Origin of the sequence: Mesorhizobium sp. LjNodule214, assembly GCF_964252735.1 — a bacterium.
Classification (GTDB): Bacteria; Pseudomonadota; Alphaproteobacteria; order Rhizobiales; family Rhizobiaceae; genus Mesorhizobium.
On sequence record NZ_CAXUPE020000002.1, the window covers coordinates 865789 to 887691 of the forward strand.

Here is a 21903-nt window from a genome sequence, read left to right on the forward strand (position 1 = left end):
ATGGATCGGGTCTTCGTAGAATATTACGAGGAGGAACTGACCCACATCCGTGCGCTCGCGGCGGAATTCGCCGACATGCATCCGGCGGTGGCGCGCAACCTTTCACTGGATACGGTCCCCTGCCCGGACCCCTATGTCGAGCGGCTGCTGGATGGCGTTGCCTTCCTTGCCGCGCGCACCCGGCTCAAGGTCGATGCGGAACGCTCGCGGTTTTCACGCAGCGTGCTCGACGTCCTCTATCCCGATCTGGTCACACCGGCGCCGGCAACGGCGATGACGGTGCTGAAACCCGGCCAGCAGGTCCAGTCGATGATCGCCGGCCATGTCGTCAAGCGGGGCACACGGCTGGTCTCCAGCCTGCAACCCGGCCTGTCGACGCGCTGCACCTTCACCACCGGGCAGGAGGTCACGCTATGGCCGATCGCGGTGACTTCGGTCAGCTATTTCCAGGACCGCAGCGGGCTGGCGGCGGCCGGCATCGGACCTGTCGGCGGCGTTGCCGGCGTGGCGGCGCTTCGCATCGCACTGGCCCGCACCGGAAAGGGCAAGCTCAACGAACTGGCGCTCGACCGGCTCGATCTCTATTTTGCCGGACGCACCAAGGCGCCGCTGATCTTTGACGCCATCTTCGGCGCCTGTTCGGCGCTCGGCGCGCGCGCGGAAGGCAAGACCAATCCGATTTCGCCCCTGCCCGAGCCCGAAATGGTCGGCATCGGCGACGACGAGGCCTTGATGCCGCGCACCCGTCCGACCTTCGAAGGCTACCGCCTGCTGCGTGAATATTTCATGATGCCCGAGCGCTTCCACTATGTGCGGGTTTCAGGGCTGCAGCCGATCGTGCGCAAATGCGAGGCCGGGATCGAGATGATCTTCCTGTTCCGGCGCCCAGTGCCCGAGCTTGCCGACCTGGCGCCGGCGGATTTCGAACTCTTCGCGACGCCGATCATCAATCTCTTCGAAAGAGAGTGCAACGTCATCGAGCTCGATGCGCGCAAGACGCGGCAGGTGCTGCATGCCGACCGCACAAGGGCGCGGGATTTCGAAATCTATCGGGTCACCCGCGTCGAGGACGCCGACACGGAAGGCAACGACGCCGAAATCCCCGAACTGTTCAGCCTGGGGCAGAACCGCGGCAGCGGCTGGGTCTATTCGACCGAGCGGCGCCCTCGCCGGGCGACCGAGGATGAACGGCGCGACGGCCTGACCCGCACCTCCTACACAGGCGACGACGTATTCCTGGCGGTTTCGCGCCCCGTCGCAAGCCCGGCGAACCGGCCGCTCAAGCGTCTCGATGTCATGGCCCTTTGCACCAATCGCGATCTGCCGATCCTGGACGACAACCCGACCTTGACCCTGGAGACAGCCGATCCGGTCGAAACGGTCAGGCTTCTCGGTGCGTTGCGCCCGCCGCAGCCGGCGATCCCCGCGGCACTGCCGGCGGGCGCCGAGGGCGAATCCCGGTCCGACAATCTCGCCTGGCGGCTGGTGGCGCAGCTGGCGCTCAACTTCCTCAGCCTCGCCAAGGAAGGTCGCGGCGTCGACCCGCTGCACGCGCTGCTTGATCTCTATGCCGACCGCGGCGATCCGAGCCTCGCCCGCAACGTGCATTCGATCGTCCGCATCGACTCGCGCCCGGTCATCGAACGGCTGCAGATCGACGGGCCGATGTGTTTCGGACGCGGCACGGAAGTGACGTTGCATGTGGACCAGTCGGTCCTGGCGGGGCAAAGCACGCTGCTGCTTTCGGGCCTGCTTGCCCGGCTGTTTGCCCGTCACGCCGGCATAAACGGCTTCGTGCGGACCCGCACGCGGCTGTTGCAGAAGCAGGAGGATGTGCCATGGCCGATGACGCCCGGCAATCGCTACCTGATCTAGACAAGGTCGAGCAGGATCAGGCCGGGAGCCTGTCCGAGGCGTTCGACTTCTTCGAGCTGTTGCGCCGGCTCGAACAGAAGGGCGGCCTGTTCGGATATTCCGGCCAGCCGGCTCGCGAGCCGGCAAGGCTGGGACAGCATGTGCGTCTGAGCTTCTCCGCCAGGGACGTCGTTGCTTTCCGCGAGGCGGACGACAAGGCGCCGGCGCGGGTCACGGTGGCAAATCTCGGCCTGTTGGGACCTGAAGGCCCCATGCCGCTGCATTTGACACGCTGGGTGCTCGATCGCCTGTCGCAGCGCTGGTTCACCGGCGCCGAGGCGCAGCAGACCAGCGACACGACGTTCGTGGACTTCGTCAACATTCTTCAGCACCGCATGATCGCCCTTTACTATCGGGCATGGGCGGATGCGCATCCGGCGGTGCAGGTCGAACGCGCTGTCGGTGGCCGCGTCCGCGCCATGCTCCAGGCAATGGCGGGGATCGGACTTCCCGGCACCCAGGATCCGGATCTCGACACGGTGAAGCTTCGCCAGGCCGGATCGCTGGCCAGCCAGGTCGACGGCCCGGAGCGTCTGACGCTGTTCCTGGCTGAAGCGTTCAAGGTGCCGGTCCAGATCAAGGAATTCGTCGCTGTCTGGATCACCATACCGGCTGCATTCCAGACCCGCGTGGCCAAGGCCTACGCGGCGCTGGGTCGCGGGGCGACGATCGGCCCGCGTGTTTTCAGCCGTCAAAGCCGGATCGAACTGCGCGTCGGCCCGCTCGGATTTGAGGACTTCAAGGCGTTCCTGCCGGGCGGCCAGCGTCTGAAACTGTTCAAGCAGGCGGTTCGCGAGATGATCGGGGAAACCCTCGACGTCGATCTGCGCATCGTGTTGGCGCGCGAGGCAGTGCCGCCACCGCGTATCGGAACCGTCCAGCTCGCCCGGACCGCCTGGCTTGCGCGGCCCGCCGAAAGGGGAGATGCTGACGATCTGCGGCTGCGGACGATCGTTGGATGGCGGCCGGACATGGCGGAGGTCGCGGCATGAGTCTGCTGCTGACGCTGGAGCAAGGCCCACGCACCCAGGCGGTGCGGCAGACCCGGCTGGACGAGGGTGAGCTGGTGATCGGACGCAGTGCGGACGCGGGCTGGCAAATCGACGATCCCGACATGTTCGTCTCGCGTGCCCATTGCAAGATCACCGGTGGGCAGGATGGGTATTTCGTCACCGACACGTCGAGCAGCGGGCTGTTCATAAACGATTCCGACAGCCCGCTTGGCACCGGCAAGTCGACGCGTCTGATGAGCGGCATGCGGCTGCGGCTGGGCGACTATGTCTTGCATGTCGATCTGCAGACACCGGCCGGCCCCTCGCCCGCCGCCAGCCAAGCCATGCCGGAACGGTCGCCGCCTCCGTCGCGCGGGCCGGTGAGCATCGGCCATGACGATTTCTTCTCGGCCAGGACCGAGGAGGAGCCGCGACGGCCGCGGCCGGCCGATCTGCCGAACCCGTTCGAGCAGCCGGTGCCCGGCGCCTTCGAGCGTGCCAACACGGACCAGCACAATTCTCCGGCCTTCGACGACCCATTCAGCCTCGATCCGTTGCCATCGCTCAACGGCGCGGCCGAGCCCGCTTCGCCAAAGCCGCCGGCATTCGAGGACGATTTCGGCTTCGGACCGGCCGAGCCATCCGTCTCGGCAAACGGCGCCTCGCCAGGCGGCCAGCGAGAGCGCGCCGCCGAACGGCCGCAACCGACGAACCCGTGGGATTTGCCCGTGCAGGCGCCGGAGCCACCTCCCCCGCCCCGCCAGGCCGCCGCTTCCCGGCCTGCTGCCCGCCCGCCGGCAGCGGCACCGCAGGAGGACATGGCGCTTCGAAGCGCATTCCTGCGCGGAATGGGCGTCGAGGAAGCCGATTTCCCCGGACGCGACACCATCGCCGAAATGGAGAAATTCGGGCGCGAATACCGGCTGATGATGGAAGGCCTGATGCAGCTTCTGCGCAAGCGCGCCGAGGAAAAGGGCAATGCCCGCGTCGCCCAGACGATGGTAGGCGCCTCAGAGGTCAATCCGCTCAAATTCCTGCCGACGGTCGACGACGCGATCGTGACCATTATCGCCGAGCGCAGCCCCGGATTTCTTGCCGGTGAAGCGGCGATCGCCGATGCGGTCCGCGATCTTGCGCAGCATCACGTGCGCGCCTGGCGCGGCGTGCAGGCAGCGTTGCGCCAGATGATCGACCGCTTCGATCCGGCGATGATCGAGGAAGAGCTGAAATCGAATTCCGCGATCGGCACCCTGCTTTCGGGCGGGCGTGGCGCCAAGCTGTGGGAACTTTACCAGAAACGCCATCGTGAAATCGCCGAGAGCGCGGAGAAGAGCTTCCTTGGCGAAATCGGCGCTGATTTTCGTGACGCATATGAGGAGGAGTGAGACATGATCGATCGACGCGAATTTGTCATTGCCCTGGGTGCGACCGGGCTGCTTGCGGCTTGCCAGAGCGGCCCGCCGAAACCGTCCGTGATCACGGTCAACCTGACCGGCGCGGCCGGCATGAACCCGGGACCAGGCGGCGGCGACCGGCCGGTGACGGTCCTGGTGATGCGGCTGCGCAGCACCGGCAAGTTTAATTCGGCCGATTATTTTGCCTTGCAGGGCGATGCCGGTTCGGCGCTGGCCGGCGATCTCATCGGATCCGACCAGATGTCCGTCGGACCGGGAAAGTCCGCGTCAAAAACCATTACCGTCGAGCCGGACGCGGCTGCCTTGGGCTTCGTTGCCCTCATTCGCGAGCCTGGCGGACGAAACTGGCGGACAACCAAGTCGGTCTCGGCCGGGTCGAAATTCACCGTCAACGTCACGCTTGGCAGCGGCGGCATATCCGCATAGCGGCCAGGGCAAGGGGTGCTCAATGCAGGAAGTAGCGGCATGAGCGATGCAAACAGGGTGCTGTGGTCCGAAGGGCTTTTTCTGCGGACCCAGCATTTCCAGCAGCAGGACCGGTTCTTCGAGGCGACCGTGCGCGGCGCGTTGCAGGCCGGGCAACTGCATACGTTCGGCTTCACCCAGCTGACGCTGGACCAGGCCTTGCTCGATGCCGGCCAGGTGTCCATCCTGTCGGCGCGGGGCATCTTCCCGGACGGCACCCCTTTCTCCATTCCGGATCTGATGGACGCGCCGCGACCGCTGCCGGTCACCGCCGACACCGGTGCCGGAGCCGTTCTGGTCGCCCTGCCGCTCGAGCCTGCCGGCGGCGTCGGCTTCGACCCGGCGCACGCGCCATCCGCCGGGGCACGCTATCACGGGCGGATCGTTTCGGTCCGCGACGCCGTGCAGGGCGGATCGGACGCGGAAGAAATCGAAATCGCCCGCCCGCAGGCGCTGCTGCTTGCCCCCGGCAAATCGGTCGGTGGCTACACTGCTCTGCCCATAGCCGACGTCAAAGGGGTGCGGGCCGATGGCGGCGTCTCGCTGGACGAGGCGTTCCTGCCGCCGACACTGATAACGGGTGCCGTGGCCTGGTACCGGCAATTGCTTCTGGAAGTCGTCACCGGCCTAGACCAGATCGCCGAGGCGCATGGCAAGATGGTGCTGGGCGGACCGGGGCGCAGCGTCGAAGACCTCTTGATGCTCAACCTCGCCAATGCGGCGCGCCCGCGGCTGGCGCACATGCTGGCGCAGGATGTCTTCCATCCGGCCGAGCTTTACCTGGAGCTTGCCGGTCTCGCCGGTTCGATGGCGACCTATGGCTCGAGCGCGCGGCGGCTGGGCGAACTGCCGGCCTACGATCACATGGCGCCCGGCCCCGCCTATTCGGCGCTGGCGGATGCGCTGCGCTCGCTGATCCTCAGCCTGCGCTACATCGAGCCGAAATCGCGCGCCCTGCCCGTCATGCGGCATTCGACCAATGTCTGGAAAATCCGCATCGACAACCCGAAGCTGCTGGTCGCCAGCCGCATCGTCATCCGGGTCGGCTCGGAGCTGTCGGAGGATGCCTTGCGCAAGATATTCGTCAATCAGGCCACCGTCGGCTCGGCCGACCAGTTCGAGGGCCTGTGGAAATCGCGCCTGCCGGGCATTCCGCTGAAGCCGCTGCATTCGCAGCCCCGCGAAATCCCCTACGACGGCGACCGGCTGTGCCTGGAACTAGACCAGAAGAGCGAGCATTGGGCCTCGCTGCTCGATGCTCCCGGCTTCGTCATCGGCGTCTCCGGCGTATTGCCGAGCGAGCCGCAGGTGGACTGCTATTCGGTGAACAGGTGAGATCATGAGCCGGGATGATCCTTTCGGACTGTCGGAGGATCGCGAACGCACCCGCATTCGGCTGACCGGCGCGCCGATGCCGCGGCCGATGGCGCCGCTGCTGCCGGGTGCGCCGGTCAAGCGCGCGCGGGCGCACCCGAATGCACTCGTCAACGCCTTCGCGCCCTTGCTCGAGTTCGCGCCCGAGCTTGAAAGCGCGCTGCCGCCGGAAAACCCGGAGGCGTTGCGCACCCGCCTGCTCGACGAACTGGTTCGGGCCCGCGACACGGCAATGGCGGCGGGGTCGTCGATGGAGCGGGCCGATCAGGCGGCGTGGGTGGTGGCGGCGTTGCTCGACGATCTCGCCCTGAACACGCCATGGGGCGGCGCCAGCGTTTGGCCGCGCCAGCCGCTTGTGGTCATGCTGCGCGGCGACGTCGATGCCGGCACGCAGTTCTTCACCCGTCTCGACGAGCTGGAACGCCACCCGAACCGGGACCGCGAACTGCTGGAGCTGCAATACCATTGCCTGGCGCTCGGCTTCCGCGGCAAATACCGCGTGCCCGGCCGCTCGGGCGACCGCTCGATCAATGCTGTGCGCGTGGCGGCGGCGCGCTTCCTGCGCGATGCCGACGCCGAAGGCGCGCCGCTGTCGCCAAACTGGAAAGGCGTGATCGCCTCCGACGAGCCGCAGCGCTTCATCGTCCCGATCTGGGTGATGGCGCTCGGCGCTGCTGTCATCGCCACCGCAATCCATGTCGGGCTGTCGATGGGACTGAGCAGCCAGGCGGTCGAGCTTTCCGCGCTGGTTCGCGCGCTGCCGCCGCCTAGCCGCGCCGACATCACCCGCGCTGCGCCGAAAGTCGACGAACCGCCACCGGAGGCGGTGACCGTGGATTTCGCGCTGCTGCCGGAATTCGAGGCCGGCGCGCCGGCCGACCTCAAGAAGGCGCTCAGCGGCACCGAGAGCGTCTCGCTGGCCAAGCTGGTCATCCAGGCCTCCAACCCCGAACTGTTCCAGTCATCGCGGGCGACGTTGACCGAAGGCTTCGAACCGCTGATCGGGTCGATCGCCAGGGTGATCCTCGCCAACCAGGAGCTGATCGGCAAGATCACCGTGGTCGGCCACACCGACAGCATTCCCCTGCAGCGATCCAACCCGCTCTCCACCAACCAGCGGCTGTCGGAAGAACGCGCGGCGACCATTGCCGAGATGCTGGTGCAGAACGGTGTGCCGCAGGACCGCGTTCGTTCCGAAGGCCGCGCGGCCACCGATCCGGTGGCCGACGACAGTACGCGCGAGGGCCGGGCCTTGAACCGGCGCGTCGAGGTGCTGGTCGAGAAGAGGCTGTGACATGTTCATCCTGCGCTTCCTCTGGGCGGTCCTGACATCGCGCTGGCTGTGGACGCTGATCGGCATCACGCTGCTTTCGCTGGTGATCTGGGTGTTCGGCCCGATCGTCAAGGTCGGCGCCTATGAGCCGTTCGCCTCAGACAATGTCCGCATCGTCATCATCGCGCTGCTGGTCATCTTCTGGCTGATCTGGCTGATCGTTGCCCAGCGCCGCGCCATCCGCGCCAATCGTCTGTTCGTCGCCGAGATCGCGGCGCCCGTGGTGGAAAAGCCGCTCAGCCCCGGCGAAGAAAACGTCGCCGCCGTCGGCGCCAAGTTCGCCGAGGTGATGGCCGAGCTGAAGCGGCGCAAGCTGGGCGGGCGCAAGTTCCTGCGCGAGATGCCGTGGTATGTGATCGTCGGGCCGCCGGCCACCGGCAAGACCACGGCGCTCAGGCAGTCTGGGCTCACCTTTCCGATCGACCTGACCGATGATTTGCAAGGCGTTGGCGGCACCCGCAATTGCGACTGGTTCTTCTCGGAGAACGCGGTTCTGATCGACACCGCCGGCCGCTATGTCCAGCAGGAAAGCCAGCCCGACGTCGATGCGACGGAATGGCTGGGCTTCCTCGACCTGCTGAAGAAGCACCGTGGCCGTCGCGCGCTGAACGGTGTCATCGTCGCACTGTCGATCGACACGCTTTCCGAGGGCGACGAAGCCATCAAGGCACATGGCCGCAAGATCCGGCGCCGGCTTGCCGAACTCAACGACCGGCTCGAGATCCGGCTGCCGGTCTATCTGATGCTGACCAAGGCCGACCTGATCAAGGGCTTCGAGCCTTTCTTCGGCGGCCTGTCGACGGCCTCGCGCGAGCAGGTGTGGGGGACGACCTTCGCGCTCGATGCACGCGTCGACGCCAAGATGATCGAACGGGAAATCACGACGCTCGCGGCCGAACTCGAGCGGCGGCTGGTGCCGCGCCTGGAGGACGAGGACAAGCTCGCCTCGCGCGCCGAGATCTTCCGCTTTCCCGCCCAGCTTGCCAGCCTCTCCGAACCGATCCAGGTGCTGATCGAGGCGATGTTCGGCGAAAGCCGCTACGAAGAAGCCGCCTGGCTGCGCGGCCTCTATCTTACGTCGGCGACCCAGGAAGGCGCACCCATCGACCGGCTGACCGCGGCATTGTCGTCCTCGTTCGGTCTGCCGCCGCGACGCGCCATGCCCGCGCCAAGGGTCGAAAAACGCAGCTTCTTCCTGAAGAACCTTTTGACCGAGGTCATCTTCAAGGAGGCCGGTCTCGGTACCTTCGACCCGCTGGCGCAGCGCCGCCGCACCTGGATCTGGCGCGGCGCCGCCGCCGCGTGTACGGCGGCGGCCTTGCTTGCCGGCGGGCTGTTCACCTGGTCCTACTTTGACAACCGCAATGCGATCACGGCCCAGGCCGGCCAGTTCGAGGCGCTGCAGGCGCCGCTGACCACGGCCGGCGCAAACCCGCCGTCGGTGGAACAGCCCGCCATCGACGGTGCCCTCGGCGCCATGGATGAGGTCGCGACCGCGCGCACGGCGCCGCCGGATGCAGTCCAGGATCTGCTTGGCCCTTCGGCCTCGGCGGAACTGGTGCGGGCCCAGGACGACACTTACGACCACGCGCTGCGCAACGTGCTGGAGCCGCATATGGTGGCGCTGCTCGAGGCGACGATGTGGCGGCAGATCCGCGATCCGGATTTCATGCTCGGCGCGCTGAAGACCTATCGTATGATGACCGGCCTGTCGCAGATGGACGCCGACTTCGCGCAGAACTGGTGGGTGAACAGCCTGCCCGAGTTCGCGCCCGCGCCGCCCTTTCCGACCACTGATGCGGAGGAGCATCAGCTTGCCGCGATCCGCCGCATGGCGGTCGACGACAACTACATAGCGCCCGACAAGGCTCTGGTCGCCGAAGCGCTGAAGACGGTGTGCACGATTTCATTGCCGCAGCGCGCCTACAAGCAGTTGCTGGCCGACCCGGAAGTGGCCGCGGTCAAGGAATGGATCCCCGCCAACTTCGCCGGTCCCAACGGCGCCAAGGTCTTTGCCCGCCGTTCCGACAAGACGCTTCGCGTCGGCGTTTCCGGCGCCTTCACCTATGCCGGCTTCCACGATGCCGTTCTCGACCGGGTCGAAGATGTGGCGGCACAGGCGGCGCTCGATCGCGCGGTGTTCGCCGGCGGCTGCTCGGAGAATTCCGAGACCTCGGTCTCGGCACTGTCGGAGGACATTCTCAAGCTCTACTACGACGACTACATCGCGCAATGGGACAGTTTCCTGCGCGACATGAGGCTGGCACCTCTGGGCGACCTGAATGTCGCCAGCGAAAACCTGAAGGACCTTTCGAGCGCCGACTCCGCGCTGAAGCGGCTGCTGACGGCGGTGATGCAAGAGACCGAGTTGACCCGGTCGGATGAGGCGCCTGCGGGAGATAACAAGGCCGCCGCGAAGGGAGGGTCGAAACTGCTCAGCAAGCTTGGCAAGCTCGGCAAAGTCGTCAAGACAGGCGCAAAGCTGCTGCCGCGCGCCGGCTCCGCCGACCAGGTGGACCTGACCGGCAGCCTGGTGGCCGAACACTTCAAGCCGCTCAAGGGTGCGATCGCCGAGGTCGACGGCCAGCCGCCGGCACTCGACGCCGCCGTGGTGGCGCTGACGGCACTGTCCAACGTGCTGCAGACGGTCACCGCCAATCCGGACCCGCAGGATGCGATCAAAAAGCAGGGTGGGCTCGCCGAATTGACAGGAGCGGTCGCCAGGCAGGCGCAGATCCTGCCCGATCCGATCGACGACTGGCTCGGCGGCATCGCCGGCGACACCAGCGGCCTGACGCAGAAGGCGGTCACCTCGGAGCTCAACGCCATCTGGCGCGCCGACATCCTGCCGTTCTGCCAGGCGGCGCTCAACGACCGCTATCCCTTCAGCCCGGAGAGCGCGGTGGACGTCAATGTCCGCGATTTCGCCCGCCTGTTCGGGCCGGCCGGCCTGATCGACGCCTTCACCAACGACCATTTGATCAGCTATGTCGACACTGCCAGCCAGCCATGGAAATGGCGCGCCGACTTCGGCCTCGACCCTGCGGCGCTGGCGGCATTCGAACAGGCAAGGCGCATCCGCGACGACCTTTTCCCTGGCGGCACGGGCCCGGTGATGAGCTTCACGCTCGAACCGAAGGACCTGTCTCCCAACGTCACGCGCGTGACACTCAATCTCGATGGCCAGAGCCTCGTCTACTACAACAATGCGACGCGCCCCCAACCGATGACCTGGCCCGGCAAGGACGGCACCGGGGTGATCTCGCTCGCCTTCCAGCCGATCGATGGCTCACCCGAAATCATGCTCAACGAGACCGGCAGCTGGGCCTGGCTGAGGATGTTGAAGGGCGGTCGTTTCACCGGAACCTCGCTCTCCGACGTCTACAGCCTGCGGCTCGGCACGAAAGGCATGTACGCCGATTTCGAGCTCAAGGCGGCCAGCGTCGAGAACCCCTACAACCTGGAAATGTTCAAGAAATTCACATGTCCGCCACAGATATGATCCTGCCTGGCTTCTACGGCAAAATGCCCGCCACCGGCGATTTCGTGTCGCGGCGGCTGACGGGGGATTTTGTTCGCGTGTGGGACCGCTGGCTGGCGCAGCATCTCGTCCCGTTGTTCGGTTCGGAGACTTGGCCGCGCAACACCGCGCTGCGCTTTCTGGCCGGCCCTGCTTCCTTCGGCGCATCGGTGGGCATTGTCTTGCAGAGCGCCGACAAGGTCGGCAGGCAATTCCCTTTGAGTGTTGTCGCGCAGCTTTCCGAAGCTTCCTTGCAACTGGCTCATGCCGATGCATGGTTCGCCACGATCGAGGAAACGGCCGCCGCTGCCCAACAGGGCGAGCTGACGCCCGACGAACTGGATGCCGCACTGTCCGTACTGCCGGTGCCGCCTGTCGAGGCAGGCGACGAGATCGTCGCCGACCTGGTGATGTGGACCAGCCGCTCAGACATCTTCGACATCGACCCGCTGTCGCCAGAAGCGACGCTGGAGCAGATCTTCACCGCCAGCTTGGAGACCAGCTGATGCAGATCTGGAACCAGATGGGGTATCCGCACGAATTCACCATGGGCATGGACAAGGCCGGCCATGAGTGGATCGTCGTGGTGGTGAAGGGCACATTCGATTTCCCCTCGACGCCAGGCGGCCTGGTGCAGAAATCGGCGGAACAAGTGCCGCTGGTCATGGCCGACACGCAGACCGGCGAGCCCGGCTATTCGGCGACGCATTGGGAGACTGATTTCGCCTTTCGCAAGCCGCGCTGCGATGTGATTGCCAACGGCTGCGCCTATGCGCCAAACGGCAGGCCAGCCGAGCGCGTGCCGGTCGGCATCAAGGTGGGCAATTGGTCGAAGCTCTTCGAGGTTGTCGGCCACCGCGAATGGCGCTCCATCGGCCCGGTCTTTACTGCGACCGCGCCGCAACCCTTCCTGAAACTGCCGATCTCCTACGACGTTGCCTGGGGCGGCGTTGACAGGCTGGACCCGGAGGACAAACTACCCGCCAGCTACAAATACAACCCGGTCGGAACCGGCTGGTCACGCACGAAGAACCAGCGCCTCATTCCCGGCTTGCGGCTGCCGAATACGCAAGCGGTCGGCGAGGACATTCGCTCGCCCTTTGGCGATTACAAGCCCATGAGTTTCGGCCCGATGGGCCGCGGCTGGCCAGGCCGCATCGAATATGGCGGCACCTACGACGACAACTGGGTGGCCAATATCTTTCCGTTCCTGCCGCCAGACTTCGACGAGCGCTATTTCCAGATGGCGCCGGCCGACCAGCAGATCGACCTGCCCCGAGGCGGCGAAGACGTGCAACTCATCAATCTTACACCGGAAGGTCGGCTGGGCTTTCGTCTGCCTTCGACTGGGCTCTCAATGACGCTATTCAAACAGCAGCATCGGGTGTTCGATGGAAGTGTGTTGCCGGATACGATCCTTGTCGATGCGGAGAACCGGCGGCTTTCATTGGTCTGGCGTATCTCGCATCGGATCCAGCGGACGATCCTGGAGTTTACCGAGTGCTGGGTCGGCCCGCCGAGCGAGTCGATGTTGCGCGCGATGGACAGAGGCAAGGAATACATCCGCGCCAACCTGAAAATACCTACGGATAGCAACGCATGACCGGGTCGGTTGAAATCGTCTCGATCGGCATGGTTACGGCCGTGGGGCTCGACGCCCCATCGTCGTGTGCTGCTATGCGTGCCAAACTAGACGGGTTCCAAGAGACACGGTTTCGTGGTCCGCGTGGCGGCTGGCTGATCGGCGCACCAGTGCCGTTGCCGCGAACCTGGATCGCGGAGAAGCGCATCGCACATCTTGCATCGGGGGCCATCGTCGAAGCGTTCAGCAAGGCTCCTGAGGCGCGCGGTCAAACGGCGCTGATCCTGTGCATCGGTGAAGAAGGTCGGCCAGGTAATCCAGTCCGCAATGCCTCCAATCTGTTGCGACGCATCGCTGATATCGTGGAAATCGAGGCCTATTCGCGTTCCAGGGTCGTTGCGCACGGTCGCCCCTCCGGCCATGTCGCTCTCGAGCAAGCAAGACGCCTCATCGCATCGGGCGAAACGCCCTATATCATGATCGTGGGCGTCGACAGCTACCTAACCTCCGAGACCATCCGCCACTACATCGGCGAGAACCGCGTCCTTGCGCCGCAAAATCCAAACGGCTTCATCCCAGGCGAAGCAGCTGCGGCAGTCTTGTTGTCGCAACGCAGCAACAGGACGCTACGCTTGACTGGGCTCGGTTTGGCCCGTGAGCTTGCCACAATTTATAACAAGGAAGATCGTCCTCTTCGAGGCGACGGCATGACGACTGCCTACCGCGCCGCGCTGGACCAGACGGGCATCGAAATGAACAGGCTTGGCTACCGGATCTCCGATCTCGTTGGCGAGCAATACTGGTTCAAGCAGACCGCATTGGCGTCGTTGCGACTGATCCGAGGGCGCGATGCCTTCCAGGATCTATGGTCGCCAACCGAATTTGTCGGCAATGTAGGCGCGGCGGTCGTGCCAATGATGATGGGAATGGCATGGACTGCAGTCCGGAAAGGTTATGACAAGGGCAATCCAGTTCTTATCGAGGCTTCCAGCGACGGTGGCGCTTGCGGCGCCGCCATTTTCGCGGTTGCAAGCTGATGTCGACGAACGTTTTTGCCAATAGTCTGGAAATCTCCGGCAAAGCCGTCGACGCAAAGACTTTGGGGGCGTTTCCGGACGTCTGCTTCACTCCACCAGAAAATCCCGCTACGCCGCCGGGCGTACCGGTCCCTTACCCGAGTTTTGGCTTCGCGTCGGACACCGACAAAGGAACAGGTACGGTCAAAATCGCCAACAAGACCGTCAACATCAAGAACCAATCCTTCCTGGCCAAGACATCGGGCACGGAGGCTGGATGCGCTGCAAAGAAGGGCGTCATAACTTCCAAGAATACCGGCAAGGAGTACTTCAATTCCTGGTCAAGCGACGTGAAATTCGATGGCGAACCAGTTGTTCGCCATACGGATCTTGCGACGAACAACCACGCTTCCCCGCAAGCAAACACCCCACCCATGGTGCATGCGGCGCAGTGGGAAGTGGATGGCGTCTCATGCAAGACGATCCTGACCCGAAACGACATGGTTCTTCACCGCCATGGCGACAGCCCATGTGATAGCAAGAAAGGGGAATGGTCGGAGCACTATGTGGAAAATCAATTCATGGCGGTCTCGGGCAATCGCAACAAAACCAAGGCCAAGTTTAAAAACTATAAATGCGACGACGCGCCCTGCCTGTGCATGCACTCCAAATGGACCAAGGGCGACAGCAAACCCAGTGGCATCAGAAATGGCCAGACCACCGGAACGGACCACTACGACAAGAGTAAGGTCTGTCGTGACAGCCTGAAAAATGATGATCCAAACTTAGGTGAATTCACGGACACCTGCGCAGAGGCGTCGGCGGAAAACCATGAGAATATGGCCGGCAAATCCGCTGCGGAGAAAGCAAGAGTAGCAGCCTGTTTGGTCGCAGTTTTCCTTGCTCACATTCAGGAAAAAATCAATGAGCACAGAAAAGCAACCGGCAAGCCGCCCGTGAGCATCAAAGACGTTAGAGCCATGACCCGGTAGGAGTTACCCGTGAGCAAATTCACCGACGACATTGAACTGATCCTACGGGATCCGCGCTACCACGCGCAATGTATGCAGATTGTTCCATTTGGACGTGACCACTGCGCCCTACTCTTCGAACTGGGGACGCAGGATCATGACGTTGCCTATTCCGTCGTTTTCGAAATGAGTAGTTTCGCCCCCGGAACACAGAGCCAAACCTTCAAAGTGGCCGACTGGCTTGCATCCCTCACCTCCCCAAGCCTCGCCAACCTTTTTGCCCTTGAGGTGGGAAGGGTGGTCTGGCGTTACCGCAATGGCGGCTGGATTTCGACGAAGGTTGCAAAGAATTTGATGCAACGCGTGTGGTCCTACGATGACGGTCTCACTCTCCTGGTTGGAGACAAAGGGCAGTCGTGGGCGTTTGACGGAAATGCCTGGTCGGCCTTGAAACCCGATCGCCCGCATCGCTTGCGTGACGTTCACGGACCACGGCGTGACCTCATCCACTGCGTAGGGCAGGCTGGAACCCTGCAGCGGCTGACTGAAGACAGATGGCAGGCAATCGATCTGCCCATCGAAAACGATCTTTGGGGCGTTTTCGTAACGCCGGACGGCGTTGTTCGTGCCTGCGGGAACGATGGGACATGTATCCGCGTGGTAAACGAGGAGATGATTGAATTAGAGGCACCGAAGAGCAGATTTTTCTGCGTTCACGAGTTTCAGGGTGAGATATATTGGGGTGACAGCGAGTTTGGCATCTACCGAGAGCAAGGCAACCAGCTCGTCCAATTCCACCCGGCCGGTACTGGCTGGGATATGCGTTCGGACGCCGAATATCTTTATCTTGTCGGAGGCGGCATTGCCTGGCGCTTCGACGGCAAGAAATGGAACTCGCTACAACTTGATTACGACGGCACCGACCTTCGATTGATCCAGTAATTAACGCGGCAGATTGGCCGCCAAATATTTCCGCACCGTCACAATGTCGAGCTGGGTGACAGCAATCGGTTGAACCGTGGGCTGAAGCATCCTGACGACAAACAATTCGCCTGCCTCGGGATATTCGGCCAATCGCTCTTCAGCTATCTCGCGACCAAAATCTCCCGCGACGCGTAAGCCGTCCAGGTGCGCCTCCAGCCGCTCGATCAATCGCGCCAAGCGATCTTCATCCATGTCGGGATTCTCTTCCGGATGAAGCAAATGGTAATCATAGACGGTCCAAAGGAAGGCGGCCATCTCCGCGTGCTGGCGCACGATCTCGCGAAGCACCGGAACGGGCATTAGTTCAAATTGATCGAACCGCCACGAATGCGGTTCGATGCACTTGCGTGACTGACAAGGTAGGTACCGCGAATCGTTATGTGACCGTCCTTTTCCATGACAATGGAAGCCTTGCCACAACGCAGCTCAAGCCGTTCGTCGGCATTGATGTGCACACTTTCACCGTCCCGAATGACCCGCCCAGACGATTTGCGGACAGGATCGACAATACGCCCGACGATCAAGGGCATTCGTGGGTCGCCTCCCTGGAACAGCAGCGCGATTTCCGAGCCGATCATGGAAGATGTCAGTTCAGTGAGGCTGCGCGCCGGAAGGGCTGTCAGCTCCGGGTTGCCGGGAAAAACGACCAGCGGGGCGCCTTCATCAAATCCTAGAAATATCCCGATTACGACGCCTTCAATTTTCGCTACCGTCCTAGCCATTCTGCACCGTCTCTTAGTTCTGATTAATCTTGCTGCCCTTCATGGTGATATTCTTCGACGCCTTTACCTCGACTTCACCTGATCCGATGATGGTAATGTCTTTTCCCTCTATGGTGATCGTCCCATCCTTCTTCATGCCGATCGCAGCCGATCCGCATTTGATAACGATTGCGTCGCCAGCCTCGATCGACAAAGTCTTGCCGACTTTGATCCCGCCATCCTCGCCAATTTCCACCAAACTCTTCTTGGCAATCTTGAGTGCACGATTGCCACCAACCTCAGTCACGTCATCCTTGGCGATCTTGGCCGAGCGCCCCGCACCAATATCGCTACCCTGATCCTTGGCGATCTTGATCGTCTGGCCGGCACCTATCTGCACGCTCTGCGCCGCCGCGATGTTCCAACTATCCGCTGCCCCGATGTCGTGGCTCTGCGCTGCTCCCACCGTCACCGAGCGCGAGGCACCGATCGTATTCGTTTGCGGTCCGCCGACGCTTCGGGTTTCGGATGCCCCGACACTGTCAACCCTAGCCGCTCCGACAGTGATCGTTTGTACCGCTCCCACCGTTTGCGTGTGCGCGATGCCAATGGTTTCAGTCGAGTTCGATCCAATGCCGATTGTCTCGTTCGAGCCCACCGTCAGCGAACGGTTCACGCCCACCGTCTCGGTGTCGTTGTTGCCGATGTTCGTGGTCTGGTCGACGCCGACCTTGACCGTCTTGTTGTTGCCGACGTCCTCGTCGAGGTTGTGGCCGACGGAGTGCTTGGCGTCGTGGTCGATGCGATCCGACTGGTCGTGCTGCACCAGCTTGGTGCGGTCGTTCTTGATGAGGAGCTTGTGGTCCTTCTGCGCCTGGAAGTTGACCAGTTCGGAGCCGGCCTTGTCCTCGAACATCAGCTCGTTGTAGCCGCCGCCACCGAGTGAGGAGTCCGACTTCCAGCCGGATTGCGTCGCGTTGCCCGGCAGGCCGTAAGGCGGCATCTGCGAGGCGTTGTAGACCCGGCCGGTGATGATCGGCAGGTCGGGGTCGCCCTCGATGAAGTCGACGATGACCTCCTGGCCGATGCGCGGTATCTGGATGAAGCCCCAGTTGCTGCCGGCCCAGGTCTGCGAAACCCGTACGAAGCACGAGCTGTTCTCGTCCTTCTTGCCGAGGCGGTCCCAGTGGAACTGCACCTTCACCCTTGCATATTTGTCGGTGAAGATTTCTTGGCCCGACGGGCCGACCACCGTCGCCGTCTGCGGCCCGCGCATGATCGGCCGCGGCGTTATGCGTGGCGGGCGATAAGGCACGGCGGTCGGCGCCACGCCGAGCACCACCTTGAAGTTCTCGCTGCCGACGTCGGCAAGAGCCCTGTAGCCGGGGTCGAACAGCCTGTATTCGGCGCTGACCACCAGATATTCCTGGTTCTGGTCCTCGCGCGGAAAGCCTTCCAGGTTGAACGTGCAGCCTGAAAACAGACCGCGCACCGTTCCGACTGCCGAAATGCGCTGGTGAACGGCCTGGATTTCCTCGCGCCGGATCGCAGCCAGCTTGTCGCCCCGCCCCAATTCGAGATGCGCACCGGGGTTGCGGTAATTCTCGCCCGCGGCCTGCTTGTGACCGAACGGCTGGGCGGACTTGGCCATGAGGCTGGCGCCCGGCTTCTCAAAATCATAGTCGGTGTGGACGTAGGCGCCCGGCCGCACCGAACTGCCCGGAATCCAATCGGTGATGTATTCGACGTCGCGCCGCGAGCCCTGGCCTTCGAAATGATACGGCACTTTCTCGTAGCCCGGCGCCGGTTTCAACTTGCTCATCGCATCGGTGAGCACAAGCGTATGCTTGCCGTCGTCATGCTCGAAGAAATACAGGATGCCTTCATGCTCGAGCAGCCGCTGCACGAAATCCAGATCGGTCTCGTCATATTGCACGCAATATTCGCGCGGCGGATAGGACCCTTGCAGGCGCAGACTGAAATCCGCGATGCCGGATTCGTTGAAGACCTCCTTGACGATGTCGGGGACGCTTTTCTTCTGGAAAATACGGCAATCCGTGGTGTTGCCGAGAAACCAGAACCACGGCCTGACGACCGCTTCATAATAGGCCAGCCGGTCCTCGATGCGGGTCAGCCGAAACTCGGAAATCAGCCCGCTGAACCAGCGTTTCGGATCGGATTCGCCTTCGACCGAAACGGCGCCTCCCAGCATTTTCAATGGGTCGACATCGTGGCTGGTGCTGACGAAACCCACCGTATAGGCGAAACAGCGGCTGATCTCGTCGCGCCCGACAAGATGGGTAAACGTCAACAGTTCGGCGCCAACCGGCGTCTGCACAACCGTGGCACGTTCGTTCGGCATGGGTCGTGCCCCTCCAGGACGCGGCCGCCAGTGTGAAGGATTTGAAGTTCCCGCTATGTTAAGCGCATCACGTTCGGAAGCTTCTTGGGCCGCCACACAAGGCCTTGTTCAGCCTAGCATATGTTTTCCCGCCGGCCAAAAAGAACAAGCGGCAGCCGAACCTTACCCTTAATCCCGTGTGAAGCCGCCGCCCAGGGTTTATAAACAGGCCCGGCGATCGACCGGACTGAAACGCGGCTGTCCCGCCATGCTCACAAGCTGCTAGAGCGGTTCGGCGTTTGATGGAATCGCCGACCCGCTCTAACTCTTTGTTTTGACGCAATTCCGAACGGAAACCGCTACGCACTTTTCCTGGAATTGCTCTAGAATGGCGAAGTATCAATCAGCGGTCTGCGGCTAGTTCGGATGTTCATCAGTCTCCAGATCAACAACGTCGACGCCTTGCCCGCCGACATTTCGACCGGCTACGCTGCCCGCGATCGCAGTTTTGAGATCGGCCGCGAAAATTGCGACTGGACCTTGTCCGACCCGGACAAGTTCATCTCCGGCCGGCACTGCGAGGTGCGCTACCAGGCAGGTGCGTTCTGGCTTTACGATGTCTCGCGCAACGGGACCTTCATCAACGGATCGAGCCAACGCATGGCCGGCCCGCATCGGCTCGGTCATGGCGATCGGCTGCTGATCGGCCGCTATGTCATCTTCGTATCGATCGACGACGAGCGCGCCGCGCCCGGTCATCCTCAAGGCCATGGCTCGACGCAACGGGAAATGCCGAGCCCAACAGGCCGGCCGCTGGATTTCGCGGACAGGCCTTCTTTCACCCCGGCGGAGCGAGCGCCGGTGTCAGCACCGTCGCTGCAGCCCGTGTCCCTCCCCTCGACGAGAGACGAGGTGCTGCGCGAAATCGCCATCGCGGCCGGCATCTCGCCGGACTTGCTTCAATCGCGTGATCCACATGAGGTTGCCGCCGAGATCGGCGCGGTGCTGCGCACGGTGGTCGAGGAACTGGCGATGCTGCTGAAAGCCCGTGCGGCCGCGAAAATCCTGGCCAAGAGCACGCACCGCACGATGATCAGCGCCACGGACAACAATCCCCTGAAATTCGTGCCTGGAACCGACGACATCCTTGAAATCATGTTCGCACGGCGCAGGGCCGGCTATCTCGACGCCCGGCATAGCGTCGAGGACGCCTTCCGCGATCTGAAGACCCATGAATTCGCCACCTATGCCGCCATGCAGGCGGCGCTCTCCCGGCTGCTTGACGATTTGTCGCCGGAAGCAGTGGCCAGGAAGCTGCCGCCTGCCTCGTTCACCTCGAAGAAAAGCCAGGCCTGGGATGCCCTTGTCGCGACATGGCGGACCATGGAGGAAGCCCACGAAAACGGCATGCTGGATGTGTTCCTGGCCTATTTCAGCGAAGCCTATGCCAAGGCCGACAAGCAGAAATAGACCGGCAATTTGCAGCCCTGTCGCAAGATCCCGGAAACCATGCCAGACGCCAGGCCTGCGAAGAACAATCTCCTCGGCCTACTGCGTCCTTCCCATCGACGATCTCTGAGATTACGATCACATACGACAGTTCGCCAAGCGGGTACGGCTGATTGACCTGGGGGTCTGCGGCAAATGTCATGTTACGGCGGGATAGCGTTCTGTAGCCAATCTTCCTCCGGACACTGCTCTCGTCAGCGGAGGCCGCATTTCCTGCACCTGACCAGGGACCGTTTCGCGCCGATCTGGCGCGAACGCAGGTGCCGCGCAGCGGATCGGCAATGAGCTCGAAGGACGATCCTTTCGGCCCCGCGGGCAAGACCGTCATTCGCGCGCCGCGGCGCGAGCGCAAACCAGCGCCGGATCCCCAGGAAGTTGTTCCCGAAAGTGAACGGTCGGCGCAGGTCAAGCAATCAACGGTCTTCGATCCAGGCGTCGGCAGCCATGCGCCGGTGGGCTGGACGTCCGGAACTGTTATCTATCAAGGGGCGCCACCCGGAGCCGCGGGCGCGATAGGCGCTTCCGCGGCTGCACCTGCCTTGCAGCAGGCTGTGCTGATCGATGCCGCCGACAGCGTCAAATATGCGGCCCAAAACCCGATCCTCGCCGCGGCGGCACCCTTGCTGATGCTGCTTGGCCAGCTCAGGCTTGTCCCGGTCGAAAGGCAGGCGGAGCCGCTGGCCGAACACATCGCCGAAGCGATTGAAAAGTTCGACCGGACAATAGAGAAATCCGGCGTTGCCGATGAGGATGCGCGGATCGCGAAATTTGCTCTTTGCGAAACCGTCGACGATCTCGTCGGCAACCTGCCCTGGCCCAAAGAGGAGACCTGGGCGCGGCACGGCATGGTGTCGCGTTTCTTCGATGTCGAACCCACCGGTACCGGCTTCTACGAGGCGCTGAACAAGATCCTGGCCAAGCCGGAAACGCATTACGACCTGCTCGAACTGATGCATGCCTGCCTGTCGCTCGGGTTCGAGGGCCAGTATCGGGGGTTGCCGCGCGAGGACAACAATCTCGAACGCGTCCGGCGCGACGTCTATGAGACGCTTCGCTACTTCAAGCCGCGTGACGGCGAGGATATATCGCCGCATTGGCAAGGCCTGGCGGCGACGATGGCGCAGCCATCCGCACGGCTCCCGCTCTGGGCCGTTGCCGCCGCCGCGACTGCACTGCTGACGGCGGCATTCTTCGCCTTGCGGGTCGTCATCACCAATGAGGGCGACGCGCTCGCCGGCGAGTTGCTGGCACTCAATCCGTCGACGCCTATCACCATAGAGCGCGCCAGGGTGGCGCCGCTGGCCAAGCCGGTGAAAGTCGCCCCGCCCGTCGTCACCACCCAACTCGACCGCATCCGCTCGGCACTGGCCAAGGAAGTCGAGGGCGGCGGCCTAAGCGTCGGCACGAAGGGCGACTTCATCGTCATCGAAATCAACAATCTGGTGCTGTTCCAGCCGGGCAGGGCCGAGGTGAAGCCCGAATTCAAGGCGATTGCCGCAGACATCGCCGCCGCCCTGGATCCCGAACGGGGACCAATCAGGATTGTCGGCCATACCGACAACGTGAAGCCGCGCAAATCGAGCGCGTTCAAATCCAACTTCGACCTCTCCGTCGCCCGGGCGAAGGCCGTCGAAACCATCATCGCACCGCAATTCAAGGACGCTTCGCGCATCACGGTCGACGGCAAGGGCGAAGACGAGCCGATCGCCGACAATGCGACGCCGGAAGGCCGCGCCAGGAACCGCCGTGTCGACGTGATGATCCCGCGCGAGGAAACACTGTGAGC

At 63.2% G+C, this 21903-nt stretch carries 17 protein-coding genes; 14 read left to right on the forward strand and 3 right to left on the reverse strand.

Going from position 1 to position 21903, the window contains the following annotated elements:
* The 12 genes from tssF to ACSQ3Z_RS18080 are packed head-to-tail and all read left to right on the forward strand — an operon-like array spanning nucleotide 1 to nucleotide 15524.
* The gene (tssF, locus tag ACSQ3Z_RS18025; protein WP_436172664.1) at nucleotides 1-1875 is read left to right on the forward strand and encodes a type VI secretion system baseplate subunit TssF; all 1875 of its coding nucleotides are present in this window, start codon (nucleotides 1-3) and stop codon (nucleotides 1873-1875) included.
* Entirely contained in the window at nucleotides 1839-2906 is a 1068-nt protein-coding gene (gene tssG, locus ACSQ3Z_RS18030) for a type VI secretion system baseplate subunit TssG (RefSeq protein WP_436172665.1), read from the forward strand. Before tssF ends, tssG begins: the two co-directional genes overlap by 37 nt.
* Nucleotides 2903-4291, forward strand: a complete 1389-nt coding sequence (tagH, locus tag ACSQ3Z_RS18035; protein ID WP_436172666.1) for a type VI secretion system-associated FHA domain protein TagH — start codon at nucleotides 2903-2905, stop codon at nucleotides 4289-4291. The genes tssG and tagH (ACSQ3Z_RS18035) overlap by 4 nt, the downstream gene beginning before the upstream one ends.
* A 3-nt stretch (nucleotides 4292-4294) precedes the next feature.
* Nucleotides 4295-4747 carry a type VI secretion system lipoprotein TssJ gene (gene tssJ / locus ACSQ3Z_RS18040; protein ID WP_436172667.1) on the forward strand — a complete coding sequence of 151 codons (453 nt, stop codon included), beginning with the start codon at nucleotides 4295-4297 and terminating at the stop codon, nucleotides 4745-4747.
* A gap of 39 nt (nucleotides 4748-4786) precedes the next feature.
* On the forward strand, nucleotides 4787-6121 hold the full coding sequence (gene tssK / locus ACSQ3Z_RS18045; protein ID WP_436172668.1) for a type VI secretion system baseplate subunit TssK: 1335 nt from the start codon (nucleotides 4787-4789) through the stop codon (nucleotides 6119-6121).
* Between the two features lie 4 nt (nucleotides 6122-6125).
* On the forward strand, nucleotides 6126-7454 hold the full coding sequence (gene icmH / locus ACSQ3Z_RS18050; protein WP_436172669.1) for a type IVB secretion system protein IcmH/DotU: 1329 nt from the start codon (nucleotides 6126-6128) through the stop codon (nucleotides 7452-7454).
* 1 nt (nucleotide 7455) lies between these two features.
* Complete coding sequence (tssM, locus tag ACSQ3Z_RS18055; protein WP_436172670.1) at nucleotides 7456-10995, forward strand: type VI secretion system membrane subunit TssM; 3540 nt, start codon at nucleotides 7456-7458, stop codon at nucleotides 10993-10995.
* A complete protein-coding gene (tagF, locus tag ACSQ3Z_RS18060; protein ID WP_436172671.1) occupies nucleotides 10992-11519 on the forward strand; it encodes a type VI secretion system-associated protein TagF in 528 nt (175 codons plus the stop codon). The genes tssM and tagF overlap by 4 nt, the downstream gene beginning before the upstream one ends.
* Complete coding sequence (locus ACSQ3Z_RS18065) at nucleotides 11519-12616, forward strand: DUF2169 family type VI secretion system accessory protein (protein ID WP_436172672.1); 1098 nt, start codon at nucleotides 11519-11521, stop codon at nucleotides 12614-12616. Before tagF ends, ACSQ3Z_RS18065 begins: the two co-directional genes overlap by 1 nt.
* On the forward strand, nucleotides 12613-13632 hold the full coding sequence (locus tag ACSQ3Z_RS18070) for a beta-ketoacyl synthase N-terminal-like domain-containing protein (protein ID WP_436172673.1): 1020 nt from the start codon (nucleotides 12613-12615) through the stop codon (nucleotides 13630-13632). The genes ACSQ3Z_RS18065 and ACSQ3Z_RS18070 overlap by 4 nt, the downstream gene beginning before the upstream one ends.
* On the forward strand, nucleotides 13632-14603 hold the full coding sequence (locus tag ACSQ3Z_RS18075) for a DUF4150 domain-containing protein (protein WP_436172674.1): 972 nt from the start codon (nucleotides 13632-13634) through the stop codon (nucleotides 14601-14603). The genes ACSQ3Z_RS18070 and ACSQ3Z_RS18075 overlap by 1 nt, the downstream gene beginning before the upstream one ends.
* A gap of 9 nt (nucleotides 14604-14612) precedes the next feature.
* Nucleotides 14613-15524, forward strand: a complete 912-nt coding sequence (locus tag ACSQ3Z_RS18080) for a hypothetical protein (protein ID WP_436172675.1) — start codon at nucleotides 14613-14615, stop codon at nucleotides 15522-15524.
* Here ACSQ3Z_RS18080 and ACSQ3Z_RS18085 read toward each other — a convergent pair whose 3' ends face one another.
* Genes ACSQ3Z_RS18085 through ACSQ3Z_RS18095 form a run of 3 tightly spaced genes read right to left on the reverse strand, consistent with a single transcriptional unit; the run spans nucleotide 15525 to nucleotide 18629 of the window.
* Complete coding sequence (locus ACSQ3Z_RS18085; protein ID WP_436172676.1) at nucleotides 15525-15866, reverse strand: hypothetical protein; 342 nt, start codon at nucleotides 15864-15866, stop codon at nucleotides 15525-15527.
* On the reverse strand, nucleotides 15866-16288 hold the full coding sequence (locus ACSQ3Z_RS18090) for a DUF6484 domain-containing protein (RefSeq protein WP_436172677.1): 423 nt from the start codon (nucleotides 16286-16288) through the stop codon (nucleotides 15866-15868). Before ACSQ3Z_RS18090 ends, ACSQ3Z_RS18085 begins: the two co-directional genes overlap by 1 nt.
* 13 nt (nucleotides 16289-16301) lie before the next feature.
* Entirely contained in the window at nucleotides 16302-18629 is a 2328-nt protein-coding gene (locus tag ACSQ3Z_RS18095; protein ID WP_436172678.1) for a type VI secretion system Vgr family protein, read from the reverse strand.
* 405 nt (nucleotides 18630-19034) lie between these two features.
* Between ACSQ3Z_RS18095 and tagH (ACSQ3Z_RS18100) the strand changes: the two genes are divergently transcribed.
* Together tagH (ACSQ3Z_RS18100) and tssL are read left to right on the forward strand one after the other, a co-directional pair.
* A complete protein-coding gene (gene tagH, locus ACSQ3Z_RS18100; RefSeq protein ID WP_436172679.1) occupies nucleotides 19035-20078 on the forward strand; it encodes a type VI secretion system-associated FHA domain protein TagH in 1044 nt (347 codons plus the stop codon).
* A gap of 320 nt (nucleotides 20079-20398) precedes the next feature.
* Nucleotides 20399-21901 carry a type VI secretion system protein TssL, long form gene (gene tssL / locus ACSQ3Z_RS18105; RefSeq protein ID WP_436172680.1) on the forward strand — a complete coding sequence of 501 codons (1503 nt, stop codon included), beginning with the start codon at nucleotides 20399-20401 and terminating at the stop codon, nucleotides 21899-21901.
* Nucleotides 21902-21903 lie beyond the last annotated feature (2 nt).